Raw genomic sequence first — 12,552 nt, forward strand, 5'->3', positions numbered from 1 at the left:
CCAATCCTCCCCGATGCCTTGCCCAAGAATAGCATCAGATTGTCCGATGACACAGTCGCGCGTGCGCCACCCCAGCTTGAACAATTTCCTGGCCACGCCTAATCCGGTTCAATGCTTATTCTGGACCACATCCTGACAGACCGGGGCTCGAAATACGCGGTCTCCGGCGGACCTGCCCGTTCTGGGGAGGCCGCACGCGAATTCGTCAAGGAGCTCAAGCGACGGAAGAAATTCGCAAAGGCAACGCACAATACCTGGGGGCTACTCTGCGAAGAAGGCCCGCTCAAGAACGATGACGGCGAAAGCGGCACAGGGATGGTTATCCTGCGGATGCTCGAACGCGAAGGCCTGCGCGACCATGTGGTGGTGGTGACGCGCTGGTATGGGGGCAAGCATCTGGGCGGCGACCGGTTCCGCCACGTTCAGGAGGCCGTGCGAGCCTATATCGAAGCGCTCAGGGCCGGCGAGGTCAGGTAGAGCCGAGCCTTACGACACCTTCGCCCAGGTCCTTCTCGTTGTCATCGCTGAAATCGACCGCTTCGAGCTTGCGCGCACGTGTCTGGGCCTTGTTGGTCGAAATGCGGATTTCCTCCACATCCTTCTGAGCCTGGCCGAAATGCCGCTCGAGATTGCCGACACGCGAGGACATGCGCTCGACATCACGGTAGAGCAAACCCAACTCGCGCCGGATCGCATGGGCCTCGGCCCGCAGCCGGGTGTCCTTGAGCACGGCGCGGAGCGTATGAAGCGTCGCCATGCAGGTCGTGGGCGAAACGATCCAGACACGGGCCTCGAAACCCTCGCGCACGATCTCCGAAAAACGCGCATGAAGCTCGGCATAAACCGCTTCGGAGGGCAGGAACATCAGAGCGCCTTCGGCGGTCTCGCCTTCGATGATGTATTTCTCCGATATGGCCTTGATATGGGCGCGAAGGGCGGCGCGCATCTGCCGCCGCGCCTCGTTGGTTTCCTGCGGCGTGTTCGCGTTGACCAACGCCTCGTAGGGTTCGAGCGGGAACTTCGCGTCGATCACGATCGGGCCCGGCGGGTGTGGCATCAGGATCATGCAATCGGCGCGGGTGCCATTCGAGAGCGTGGTCTGGAAGCTCACCGCATCGGGCGGCAACGCCTTGGTCACGATCTCCCGGAGCTGGATCTCGCCGAACGCACCACGGGTCTGCTTGTTGGAGAGGATGTCCTGCAGGCCGAGCACGTCGCCCGAGAGCTTCTCGATCCGGGTCTGCGCCTTGTCGATGGATTGCAGCCGCTGTTGCAGGTCGCCCAGCGAACGCGCCGTGTGCTGGGCCGAGCGGCCAAGGCTCTCGCCCATCGCGTTGGTCACTTCCGCCAAACGCCGCTCCATCGCCTCCGCCATCCGCGCCTGGGCCGCGGCCTGGGCCTCCGCCACATGCGTGATCCCGCCATGGAGCTGGTTCTGCCCGTCGTTCAGCGCCCGCACGGCCCCATCGAGATCCGCGAGGTGGCGTGCCAGGGGTTCCGCCGCGCGCGCTGCCCGCAAGGTCGTGCGCAGGACCAGCAGCGCCAGAACAAGACCCGCGATGGCAAGCCAGAGCAGTGGGTTTTGGAGGGAGATGGTGAAATCGCCAAGTTCGATCATGTGCGTCCGAAGAGCCGTTCGATATCGGCCAGCTTGAGTTCGATATAGGTGGGCCGGCCATGGTTGCACTGCCCGGAATGGGGCGTCGCTTCCATCTCGCGCAGAAGCGCGTTCATCTCCGGGCCAGACATGCGACGGCCCGACCGCACGGAGCCGTGGCACGCCATTCGGCTGAGTATCGCGTCGATACGCGCCTCGAGTGACCCGCGCCCCGAGCCCTCGGCGAGCGCATCCGCAATATCGCGCAGGAGGCTCGTTCCATCGACTTCGCCCAGAATGGCCGGTGTTTCGCGCAGGCAAAGCGCATTGCCGCCGAAAGGCTCGAACGCTAGGCCCAGCGCCTCGAGATCTTCACATGCGTCGAGAAGGCGGGCGTGGGCATCGGGGTCGAGCTCGACGACTTCGGGGATCAGCAGCATCTGCCGTGCCACCGTCGCCTCCGCGCGCTGCGCCTTGAGCCGTTCGTAGACCAGCCGTTCATGCGCTGCGTGCTGATCGACAATCACCATGCCGTCCTCGGTCTGGGCGACCACGTAGTTCTCGTGAAGCTGGGCCCGCGCGACACCGAGCGGGAGCGATTCCTGCTCGGGCTGGGCCTCCGCAGGCTCGGTCCCGGCATGATCCACCCCTGCACCCTCATCTGCACTGGAGGGTGGAACCTCCTCCACCCGCGCGGACCAAATGTCGGTCCCGAGGGTGGGTGCCGACGGCCGGGGCGTCGGCCAGGACCGGCGCTGCGACATATGGCTGGTTGCGGGTCCGGCTAACTGTGTTTCAGGGCGAAACGCGCCAAGCATGCCGACGCCCGATGTGGTCGAACCGCGGAACCCCGCATCCGCCAGCACCGCCTTCAGCCCGCCGACGATCAGCCCCCGCACGAGCCCCGGGTCGCGGAAACGGACCTCAGCCTTTGCCGGATGGACATTCACGTCCACCTCTTCCGGCGGGCAATCGAGAAACAGCGCTGCAACGGGATGACGGTCCCGCGAAAGTGTATCGGAATACGCTGCACGAAGGGCACCGACCAGAAGCTTGTCGCGCACGGGTCGCCCATTGACGAAAAGATACTGCGCCACCGCCGCCCCTCGGGAATAGGTGGGCAAAGCGGCAAAGCCGGAAAGCTGGAGCTCCTCGCGCGCCGTGTCGACGGGAAGCGCGTTTTCGGCAAACCCGCTCCCGAGAATGGCCGTAAGCCGTGCCCGGCGGCTCTCGAACAGATCCTCCGGGCCTGCATCGAGACGCAGGATCTGCCGGGGCGCGCCCGCATCACTCATATCGGTGAGCAGGAACGAAACCTGCGGCGCGGCCATGGCCAATCGGCGCACCACATCGCCGATAGCCTGGGCTTCGGCCCGATCCGTGCGCAGAAACTTGAGACGTGCCGGCGTGGCGGAGAAGAGGCTCTCGACTTCGACCACCGTTCCGCGCGCGAGCGCTGCGGGACGGACCTTGTCGCTCCAGTCACCCCGCACGCAAAGGGTCGCAGCCTCACCCGCTCCTTCCGCACGGGAGGTCAGCGTCAGACGTCCCGCCGCGCCGAGCGAGGCCAGGGCCTCGCCGCGAAACCCGAAGCTGCGGATATTCGCCAGATCGTCACCATCGAGCTTCGATGTCGCGTGGCGCGAGAGGGCAAGCTCGAGCTGACCCTCGGGAATGCCGTGACCGTCATCCGTGACCCGGATCAGGCGCTTTCCGCCGTCGGCATAGGCGATCTCGATACGGCGCGCGCCGGCGTCGATCGCATTCTCCACCAGTTCCTTGATCGCAGATGCCGGCCGTTCGACGACCTCACCGGCCGCAATCCTGTTGGCCGCAGCCGCATCGAGCTGCCGGATCGGTCGATAACTTTCCTTTATCTTGGGGGTCGCGAGTTCCATACCGCAATGACTAGCACGGCCTGCCGTCCGGATGCCATGGTTAATCGGTTAAGGCATGGAGGCACCCAAGGCTTTTGCGCCGCGAGCAGACACCGCCTTCGCGCAGCTTGAAGCACCCGAATTCTCCTCTGAAAATCAGCAGGTGCCGTTAAAAAGGGCATGCATCGGAGCGGCAATCGATGCAAGCCACATGAAAACTTTTCTGAAGTCTTGACTTGGCCACCCGCGCTCGGTGACGCTCGCCCCGCGGGTTTTTGCGAAAAATTTTCCGAGGCCGAGTTCGGCCCGGCCAAACTGTCAGAATCGGAACCCATTCTCGATGATGAATGCCTTTTTGAACCTCTCGGACATTGGTCTTGCAACAGTCGCGCTTTCCCTGGCGGGGGCTCTCGGACTGCTGATCGGCAAGCTGCAGTTCCGCGGCGTGGGTCTGGGCATTGGCGGGGTGCTCTTTGCTGGAATTGCCGTGGGGCATTTCGCCGGCATGGCCCAGATCGAGTTCAATCCCGAAACGATGGAGTTCGTGCGGGAGTTCGGCCTCATTCTGTTCGTGTTCACCATCGGCATACAGGTGGGACCCGGCTTCTTCGCCACCCTTCAGACCGCTGGGCTGAGACTGAATGCCGCAGCGGCCTGTGTCGTTCTCCTCGGGGTCATGGTCACGATCGCGCTTCATTTCGCGTTGCAGATCCCGGTGCCGGTGCTTGTCGGGCTCATGTCCGGCGCCGTCACGAACACGCCCGGCCTGGGTGCGGCGACGCAGGTTCTTGTGGATACCGGTGCAACGCCCGAAACCGTTGCCCTTCCCGGCCTCGGCTATGCGGTGGCCTACCCCTTCGGTATTCTCGGCATTCTCACGACCATGCTGCTCATCCGCTTCATCTTGAAGATTTCTCTTGAGGACGAAGCCGAAGACTTCTCCGCGGCAAGCCGGTCCGGCGCAAGTTCGCTTCCCACCATGAACGTCATCGTGCGAAACGCCAACCTCGACGGTCTGACACTGTCCGACGTGCCGGGCCTCTTCGATTCCGGCGTGGTTGCCTCACGAATGATGCGCGACGGCAAACTCGCCGTTCCCAAGCGGGACATGCGGATCGAGCCCGGAGATGTTCTGCATCTCGTGGGTCCCGCAGAGAGACTTCGCGACATGCAGCTCATTCTCGGCGAGGAAGCCGATGTTCCGCTGACGACCAAGGGCTCCGCTCTCACCTGGACACGGCTTGTGGTGACCGAGCACAAGATCCTCGGACGCAAGCTTCGCTCTCTCGGGCTTACCGAGACCCACGGGGTCAGCATTTCCCGCATCAACCGCTCGGGTGTCGAGCTTCCGGCGATGGCGGACAGCGCTCTGCTCTTCGGGGATATCGTCACGGTGGTCGGCCCGCCGGAAGGCATCGACGCCGTGCGCGGGGAGCTCGGCGATCAGAAGCGCCGGCTCGACGAGGTCCAGTTCACCGCCGTCTTCGTGGGAATCGCGCTCGGTGTGCTCTTCGGGTCCATCCCCTTCGCGGTGCCCGGTCTGCCCGCGCCGATCAAGCTCGGCCTTGCCGGCGGACCGCTCGTCATCGCGATCCTGCTGTCGCGCCTCGGGCATTTTGGTCCTTTCGTCTGGTTCATGCCACCTGTTGCGAACCACGCGCTGCGCGAACTGGGTATCGTGCTTTTCCTCGCGGTCGTGGGCATCAAGGCAGGGGACAAGTTTCTTGAAACGCTCATTCACGGCGATGGCCTGCTCTGGATGCTCTACGGCGCAATCATCACGCTCGTCCCGCTGATGATCGTTGGGTTCGTGGCAAGGCTTGTCTTCCGGTTCAACTATCTCTCGCTTTGTGGCGTGCTGGCCGGCTCGATGACCGATCCGCCCGCGCTCGCCTTTGCCAGCGGGATGAGCACGTCTTCGGCCGCCCCGATCGGCTATGCGACGGTCTATCCGCTGGTGATGTGCATGCGCATACTTGCACCACAGATCATTGTCCTGACTCTCATGTGAGGGGTCTGATGGCCTTGCTCTGGGATGCTACGGTCTAACTTGAGGAGTGTGGAACATGAGTCTGCTGGCCGACCTTCTCTCGCCCCTGTTCGACAGGCGCTATGCCTCGGCCGAGACCCGCGACAATCGGCCCATGCGCGATCTCGCGCATGATCTGCTGACCAGTCGCGGAGAGGTTTCGGGGATGGCGCTCGCCCGCCAGATCCTCGACCGCTATGCCTCCATGGAGGACGAGAACAAGCGCACGTTTCTGGAGTATCTCGGGCGCGAACTCGATTTGGACCCGGATGCGGTGCAGGTCGCTCTCGAAACCTATCGCGGCGATCCCTCGCGTCGGAATTATGTAACTCTCATGAGCGCCTCGGAACCGCCCAGGCAGGAGTTGTTCCGCCGCCTCAACCAGGTTCCGGGCGCGACGGGCAAATTGGTCGCGATGCGCGCGGATCTCATTCGCTTCGCCGACGGCGATCCGGCGCTCGCGCGGGTCGAGTCGGATCTCAAGCATCTGTTCAAATCCTGGTTCAACCGCGGCTTTCTCGTGCTTCGGCCGATGAACTGGGAAAGTCCCGCGCATATCCTGGAGAAGATCACGCGCTACGAGGCGGTTCACGCCATTCACTCCTGGGAGGATCTGCGCAGGAGGCTACAGCCAGAAGACAGGCGATGCTTCGGCTTCTTCCACCCGGTCATGCCCGATGAACCCCTGATCTTCGTGCAGGTGGCACTGACGAAGGGCATTCCCGGTTCGATTCAGGGGCTTCTGGCCGAGGAACGCGAGAACCTGCCCGTGGGCGAGGCGGATACTGCGGTTTTCTACTCGATCTCGAACTGTCAGGCGGGGCTTGCGGGCATCTCCTTCGGCAACTCCCTGATCAAGCAGGTCGTCGAGGATCTGTCGCGCGATCTGCCGCAGTTGAAGACCTTTGTCACGCTCTCGCCCATCCCCGGTCTGATGGCCTGGATGCGATCTGTCGGGCTGGAAAGCCATATGTCCAACCCCGAAACGCTCGGGCCGCTCGCAGGGCATTACCTACTGAATGCAAAGGATAAATCGGGGCGGCCACTCGATCCCGTGGCCCGGTTTCACCTCAATAACGGAGCGCTGGTTCACGCGATCCACGCAAAGGGCGATCTTTCGCCCAACGGAATCGCGCAGTCGGGCGGCGCAATGGTGAACTACCTCTACGACCTCAAGCGCATTTCGCGGAACCACGAGGATTTTGCAAACAACAAGAAGGTTGTCGCGGCAAAGGACGTGCAGAACCTGGCCCGCACGCCCCTGCCGGAAACGCAAGATTCGCCGGCAGATGCCGGGACCTGAACCACCCCAACCCGAGGCCTCGGGCTACATCGTGTAGTAGAATTCCTCGCGGATGATCTTGCCCGCATCATTGGTGGTGTAGACCGCAACTTCCTTCATTTTCATACGGTTACCACTGGACTTATCGGTCGCATCGAAGTCGAAGATGATGGCGAAACGGTCGTCGCCATGGGGGAAGGGGCCTTCGAGGTTGGAGGAGTGAACCTCCATGTTGTTGAGCCACCATTCGTGCTTGCCCTTGATGGCGGGCACGCCGACCGTCTCGCGGCTGTCGGAGCCGGGGCCGACCATGGCCTCGACCGACACGGCATCGGGGTCATAGAGGGTGTCGAGACCCTCTATCGTGTTCTCGTTGCGGCAAAATTCGGCAAGCTTTTCAGCCGTTTGCATCAAGGTTTCACGCGACATCTGCACCTCCCGCTGTTCATGTTATGTTCTAGTCATACGCCAATCGGACCGATTCGAGAAGTCTCCTCACGGCGCCCCGAAGAGGCGTATTCCTTCGATGCATATTCCATGCATATTTCATGCATACGATTTCGCGGCGGAGCCCGAAATGTTGCACGATGACCGGGCGGAGCGCCCGCCCGGCCAGAAGAGACTGCGCGATCAGGTGGCGCGGGCCGGATCGAGGGTGATCGACCACAGCTCGACATCATCGCGGTCCATGAGACGGACGGTCATCTGCTCGGTGTCGCCGTCGATATCCACGAGACCGAAGAACTGGAAGCCCATCGAGGGCGGCAGGTTGACGCCCTGCTCCTCGGAAGGCGCCTTCACGAAACGCACCTCGGGACCGAAGGTCATGTCGAGGTTGTTCGGGCCGAAGGTGCCGGCGTGGAGCGGACCGGAGACGAATTCCCAGAACGGCGCGAATTCCTGGAAGGCGGCACGCGACGGATCGTAGTGATGGGCGGCGGTGTAGTGGACATCCGCCGTCAGCCACACGGTGTTCATGATGGCTTCATCTCGGATGTAGCGCAGCAGGTCGGCGATCTCGAGTTCGCGGCCCAGCGGCGCGCCATCATCGGCATTGGAGATCGCCTCGACGAACTTGGTGTTGTCGTCGATCGTGTCCTGCACCACGAGGCCGATCGGCATGTCGGAGGCGATGACCTTCCAGGTGGCATTGGAAGCCGCAAGCTCGCGCTTGAGCCAGTCGACCTGTTCCTTGCCGAGCACGCGGGCCTCGTCGGTCAACTCCTCCTGCATGCCCAGCGAGTTCGGGCCGCGATAGGTCCGCAGATCGAGGAAGAAGATGTCGAGCATCGGCCCGTAGTTGACCTTGCGATAGACCCGGCCCGGCTCGGTGGGCGTGTAGCTGATCGGGGTCATCTCGTGGAAGGCGCGGCCCGCGCGGGCGGCGAGCAGTTCGACCGATTTCTCGGTGTAGCGCTCGTCGAGCACCTTGGCGGGCGACCAGTTGTTGACGACCTCATGGTCATCCCACTGGTAGAAGGTCGGCACGAGCGCATTCATGGCGCGGACGTGCTCGTCCATCATGTTGTATTTCCACTGGCCGCGGAACTCGTCGAGGGTTTCGGCGACCTTGCGCTTCTCGTCGATCATCACGACGTTCTGCCAGGTGCCGCCCTGGGCGATTTCGACCTCGTCTTCCATCGGGCCGTCGGCATAGATCGTGTCGCCCGAGTGGATGAAGAAATCGAGATCGTGGCCCGCCATGGTCTGGTAGGTCTTCATGCCGGTCTCGTCGATGCCCCAGCCCTGACCGGCGGTATCGCCCGACCAGGCGAAGCGGATGCTGCGGCGCTCGGTGGGCGCGGTGCGGAACTGGCCGACGATGGGCTCGGAGGTGGCGTTGATGTCCGAGAGATCGGCCGCGACCATGCGGTAGAAGATCTGCTGGTCGGGAGCGAGGCCCGGAACGAGCTGCTTCACCGCGAGATCGCTCTCGGGCAGGGCATTGATCGCGGGCAGGCGTATCGGGTCGGAAAAGCTCTCGGTGGTCGAGATTTCCATCATCACGCGCGCAGGACGGTCGGTGCGCGTCCAGATCATGCCCGAATTCGCACGCACATCCCCCGACTGCACCCCGTGGGTGAAGGTCGGGCGGGACTGGGCGCGGCTGATCGAGGGCATGGCGAGACCGGAGGCAAGCGCGGCCCCGGCACTGGTCGCGAGGAAGCGGCGACGAGACAGGGGAAGCGGGCGGCGGGGAGCTGGCTTTACCATGGCGGAGATCCACTGGCTGGAAATGTATGGGATTTTGTCGCGAAGGACGCCCGGCGACATTCCTCTTGCCATGCGACCGGAACGTAATGGATGCATGAACTTTTCGTTAAGGTCGCGGGACCCGAAGGTCGTCTTGAACGCTTTACTGGACTTCTGGCCACGCGCGCGCAATTCAGGTGTTGCGACAAAAAGTCGCAGAGACAGCTAGAGCCAGGCCAAAAAACATGCACTTCCTGATGCACTACGTTCGCTACACGACGCTCATTCTCGTCACGCTTCTCACCCTCCTGTCGCTCTATTTCGCGGTGACATGGTCGGCTTGGATGTGGGTGCCGACTGTGCTGTTTGCCGCGCTTTCGATCCTCGGCGTGCATGACATCTTCCAGAAGAAGCACTCGATCCTGCGCAATTACCCGGTTCTGGCGCATCTGCGGTTCGTGCTCGAAGATATCCGGCCCGAGATGCGGCAGTATTTCTTCGAGTCCGACAAGGACGAGGAGCCGTTCAGCCGCGAGACCCGCAGCCTCGTCTATCAGCGGGCGAAGAACGTCGAAGACAAGCGCCCCTTCGGCACCACCGAGCGGGTCTACGATCCGGGCTATTCCTGGCTCACCCATTCGGTTTCGCCGAAGCACATCACCGATTTCAATTTCCGGGTGCATGTGGGCGGGCCGGATTGTCGCCAGCCCTATGAGGCCTCGCTGCTCAACATCTCGGCCATGAGTTTCGGCTCGCTCTCGGCCAATGCGATCCTGGCCCTCAACACCGGCGCGAAGAAGGGCGGCTTTGCCCATGACACCGGCGAGGGCGGGATCAGCCGCTATCACCGGCAGGCCGGCGGTGACCTGATCTACCAGGTGGCCTCGGGCTATTTCGGCTGTCGCAACGACGATGGCAGCTTCAACCCCGAGAAGTTCGCCGCGCAAGCCTGCGATCCGCAGATCAAGATGATCGAGATAAAGCTGAGCCAGGGCGCCAAGCCGGGCCATGGCGGGATGCTGCCGGCGGCGAAGATCTCGCCGGAGATCGCGGAGGCGCGCGGCATTCCCATGGATCGCGACTGCATTTCGCCGGCCGCCCATACCGCCTTCTCGACGCCGATAGAACTGGTGCAGTTCATCGGGCAGCTGCGAGAACTCTCGGGCGGCAAGCCCATCGGCTTCAAGCTCTGCATCGGGCATCGCCGCGAATTCATGTGCATCGTCAAGGCGATGCTCGAGACCGGGATCAAGCCGGACTTCATCATCGTCGACGGCAAGGAGGGCGGCACGGGCGCGGCCCCTCTGGAGTTTGCCAACCGGGTCGGGATGCCGATGCTCGAGGGGCTGCATTTCGTGCACAACACGCTGCGCGGGGCGGGGCTGCGCGACGAGATCCGCATCGGGGCTGCGGGCAAGATCACCAGCGCCTATCATCTCGCGCGTGCCCTCGCGCTCGGTGCGGACTGGTGCAACGCCGCGCGCGGCTTCATGTTCGCGGTGGGCTGCATCCAGGCGCAGGCCTGCCACACCAACAAGTGCCCGGTCGGCATCACCACCCAGGACAAGCAGCGGCAGCGGGCCATCGACGTGCCGGACAAGAGCGAGCGGGTCTACCAGTTCCATCGCAACACGATGCACGCCCTGGGCGAGATCGCGGGCGCGGCCGGGCTGGAGCACCCGATCGACTTCATGCCCTATCACTTCATGTTCCGCAGCAAGGGCGCGGAGTTCGTCGACGGGAACGAGGCCTATCCCTATCTGCCCGACGGGTTCCTGCTTGCGGATACCGAGATCGAGGAGCTGCGCGAGTGGCATCGGCGCTGGGACCGGGCAGCGGCCGACAGCTTCGCGCCGCCCGTGATCCCGCACGGGCCTTTCCTCACGCCTGCCGGCGGCGAGAAGCGGCAGGTCGCGGCCTCCTGACGTCGCGCAGGCCGCTGCGATCGTTCATTTGGCAGGCAGCGGGACCATCGGGCCCGGTCTTTCTGGCGCTGGCGGTTCCCGTTCGGGGTTCGAGCCTCTAGGCTGCGGGGAGTTTCTTGCAGCAAGGGGTATGCGTTGTGACCGTATTGACGTCCGCAGAGGAAATTTCCGACATCGCCTTCGGGTTCATGGGATCGAAGGCGCTGTTTGCGGCGCTGCACTATGGGCTTTTCACGCGTCTGGCAGAGGGTCCGCTCACGGCCGAGGCGGCGGGTGCGGCCTGCGGGCTGCATCCCGAGCGGGCGCGCACCCTGCTCACGGCGCTGGCAGGCCTCGGGGTCGTCACGGTCGAGGCGGGCCGTTTCGCCAACTCTCCGGCGGCGGAGGCGTTCCTCGTGAAGGGGGCGAAATACGATTTCGGGGATTACCTGCGGCTTCAGGTGGACCGGCAGATGTATTCCCTGCTCGACCAGATCGAGGCGGCTCTCGGCGACACCCTGCCCGAAGGCGCGATCGGTTCCTATGACGAGTGGTTCTCCGACCCGGAGCAGGCGCGGATCTACTCCGAGAGCCAGCATTCCGGCTCGCTGGGGCCGGCGCGGGGGCTGGCGAAGACCGTGGATCTCTCGAAGGCACGCAAGCTTCTTGATGTCGGGGGCGGGACGGGTGCCTTCGCGATCACGCTCTGCAAGGCATTCCCCGAGCTTGAAGTGACGATCGTGGATTTCCCGAACGTGGCCGCGATCGGCCGGGGTTTTGTCGAAGAGGCGGGGCTCGGCGAGCGCATCACCTATCAGACCGGGAATGCGCTCGAGGCGGAGTGGCCGGCGGGGCAGGACGGGATCCTGATGTCCTACCTGTTCTCGGGGGTTCCGGTGGACACCCATGCCGGGCTGATCGCGCGGGCCTTCGATCATCTCGCGCCGGGGGGGCGGATCATGATCCACGATTTCGTCGTCAATGCGGACCGGACGGGGCCGAAGCTCGCCGCCCTCTGGCAGCTTCAGCACACCGCCTTCACGCCCAAGGCCGGATCGCTCGACGATGCGGGGCTGGCGGCGATGATCGAGGCGGCGGGGTTCGCGGATGTCTCGGTGGGCGAGATGATCCCCGGCATGACGATGCTCGGCACCGGGCTGCGCCCCTGAGCCCGCGCCGCAACCGGCGCCTCAGCCGCGGCGGAACACCATGACCCGCGAGGTCATTTCCTGCACCGCTTCATCCTTCTGATTGAGCGTGCGGCTTTGCACCGTCACGAAGCCCCGGTCGGGCTTCGAGCGGGAGGGGCGCACCTCGATCACTTCACTGACGACGCGCAAGGTATCACCGGGCCGGACCGGCCGTGACCAGGCAAGCTCGACACCCGCGCCGATCATGCCGCCCTTGATGGGCAGCCCGCCCGTGACCAGCAGGCGCATGGTGAGCGCAGCCGTATGCCAACCGCTTGCGGCCAGCCCGCCGAAAAAGCTTCCGCGCGCCGCTATCTCGTCGAGATGGAACGGCTGCGGATCGAACCGGGCCGCGAACCCCTTGATATCGGCAGCATCGACGGTGAGCGTGCCGCTCTCGTAAATCTGCCCGACAGCGAAATCCTCGAGCCCGAGCGCAACCGGCGTCCCCTGCCCTGCCGATACCTGTTCCATGCCAGC

10 protein-coding genes are annotated in these 12,552 nt (G+C 63.8%); 5 read left to right on the forward strand and 5 right to left on the reverse strand.

Translation table 11 applies throughout. From position 1 onward, the window contains the following. Window positions 1-111 precede the first annotated feature (111 nt). Entirely contained in the window at window positions 112-477 is a 366-nt protein-coding gene (locus ACP15W_RS15210; RefSeq protein ID WP_424933771.1) for a YigZ family protein, read from the forward strand. Here the strand turns inward: ACP15W_RS15210 and ACP15W_RS15215 are convergent. Both ACP15W_RS15215 and mutL read right to left on the reverse strand, forming a co-directional pair. Next, the gene (locus ACP15W_RS15215) at window positions 470-1,618 is read right to left on the reverse strand and encodes a DNA recombination protein RmuC (protein WP_424933772.1); all 1,149 of its coding nucleotides are present in this window, start codon (window positions 1,616-1,618) and stop codon (window positions 470-472) included. The two genes, ACP15W_RS15210 and ACP15W_RS15215, sit on opposite strands and share 8 nt — an antisense overlap. Continuing rightward, on the reverse strand, window positions 1,615-3,495 hold the full coding sequence (mutL, locus tag ACP15W_RS15220; protein ID WP_424933773.1) for a DNA mismatch repair endonuclease MutL: 1,881 nt from the start codon (window positions 3,493-3,495) through the stop codon (window positions 1,615-1,617). The genes ACP15W_RS15215 and mutL overlap by 4 nt, the downstream gene beginning before the upstream one ends. Window positions 3,496-3,814: 319 nt before the next feature. Between mutL and ACP15W_RS15225 the strand changes: the two genes are divergently transcribed. Next, complete coding sequence (locus tag ACP15W_RS15225) at window positions 3,815-5,485, forward strand: putative transporter (RefSeq protein WP_424933774.1); 1,671 nt, start codon at window positions 3,815-3,817, stop codon at window positions 5,483-5,485. Window positions 5,486-5,540: 55 nt separating this feature from the next. Then, the gene (locus ACP15W_RS15230) at window positions 5,541-6,806 is read left to right on the forward strand and encodes a malonyl-CoA decarboxylase (protein ID WP_424933775.1); all 1,266 of its coding nucleotides are present in this window, start codon (window positions 5,541-5,543) and stop codon (window positions 6,804-6,806) included. 24 nt (window positions 6,807-6,830) lie between these two features. On the opposite strand, the gene ACP15W_RS15235 is transcribed toward ACP15W_RS15230, so the two are convergent. Together ACP15W_RS15235 and ACP15W_RS15240 are read right to left on the reverse strand one after the other, a co-directional pair. Continuing rightward, window positions 6,831-7,214, reverse strand: coding sequence for a SnoaL-like domain-containing protein (locus ACP15W_RS15235; RefSeq protein ID WP_424933776.1), 384 nt, complete (start codon window positions 7,212-7,214; stop codon window positions 6,831-6,833). A 201-nt stretch (window positions 7,215-7,415) separates the two neighbouring features. After that, window positions 7,416-8,999, reverse strand: a complete 1,584-nt coding sequence (locus ACP15W_RS15240; protein WP_424933777.1) for an alkaline phosphatase D family protein — start codon at window positions 8,997-8,999, stop codon at window positions 7,416-7,418. A 224-nt stretch (window positions 9,000-9,223) separates the two neighbouring features. Between ACP15W_RS15240 and ACP15W_RS15245 the strand changes: the two genes are divergently transcribed. Next, complete coding sequence (locus ACP15W_RS15245; protein WP_424933778.1) at window positions 9,224-10,903, forward strand: FMN-binding glutamate synthase family protein; 1,680 nt, start codon at window positions 9,224-9,226, stop codon at window positions 10,901-10,903. Window positions 10,904-11,040: 137 nt separating this feature from the next. Beyond that, the gene (locus ACP15W_RS15250; protein WP_424933779.1) at window positions 11,041-12,051 is read left to right on the forward strand and encodes a methyltransferase; all 1,011 of its coding nucleotides are present in this window, start codon (window positions 11,041-11,043) and stop codon (window positions 12,049-12,051) included. Window positions 12,052-12,072: 21 nt separating this feature from the next. Here the strand turns inward: ACP15W_RS15250 and ACP15W_RS15255 are convergent, their stop codons facing one another. Then, the gene (locus ACP15W_RS15255; RefSeq protein WP_424933780.1) at window positions 12,073-12,546 is read right to left on the reverse strand and encodes a MaoC family dehydratase; all 474 of its coding nucleotides are present in this window, start codon (window positions 12,544-12,546) and stop codon (window positions 12,073-12,075) included. Between the last annotated feature and the right edge of the window lie 6 nt (window positions 12,547-12,552).

Origin of the sequence: Amaricoccus macauensis (assembly GCF_049800915.1) — a bacterium.
Taxonomy (GTDB): domain Bacteria; phylum Pseudomonadota; class Alphaproteobacteria; order Rhodobacterales; family Rhodobacteraceae; genus Amaricoccus; species Amaricoccus macauensis_A.

Bases quoted from the DNA above. Each gene is read 5' to 3' on its own strand.
- ACP15W_RS15210 (WP_424933771.1), top strand. From the start codon at position 112: ATGCTTATTCTGGACCACATCCTGACAGACCGGGGCTCGAAATACGCG.
- ACP15W_RS15215 (WP_424933772.1), bottom strand. From the start codon at position 1,618: ATGATCGAACTTGGCGATTTCACCATCTCCCTCCAAAACCCACTGCTC.
- mutL (WP_424933773.1), bottom strand. From the start codon at position 3,495: ATGGAACTCGCGACCCCCAAGATAAAGGAAAGTTATCGACCGATCCGG.
- ACP15W_RS15225 (WP_424933774.1), top strand. From the start codon at position 3,815: ATGATGAATGCCTTTTTGAACCTCTCGGACATTGGTCTTGCAACAGTC.
- ACP15W_RS15230 (WP_424933775.1), top strand. From the start codon at position 5,541: ATGAGTCTGCTGGCCGACCTTCTCTCGCCCCTGTTCGACAGGCGCTAT.
- ACP15W_RS15235 (WP_424933776.1), bottom strand. From the start codon at position 7,214: ATGTCGCGTGAAACCTTGATGCAAACGGCTGAAAAGCTTGCCGAATTT.
- ACP15W_RS15240 (WP_424933777.1), bottom strand. From the start codon at position 8,999: ATGGTAAAGCCAGCTCCCCGCCGCCCGCTTCCCCTGTCTCGTCGCCGC.
- ACP15W_RS15245 (WP_424933778.1), top strand. From the start codon at position 9,224: ATGCACTTCCTGATGCACTACGTTCGCTACACGACGCTCATTCTCGTC.
- ACP15W_RS15255 (WP_424933780.1), bottom strand. From the start codon at position 12,546: ATGGAACAGGTATCGGCAGGGCAGGGGACGCCGGTTGCGCTCGGGCTC.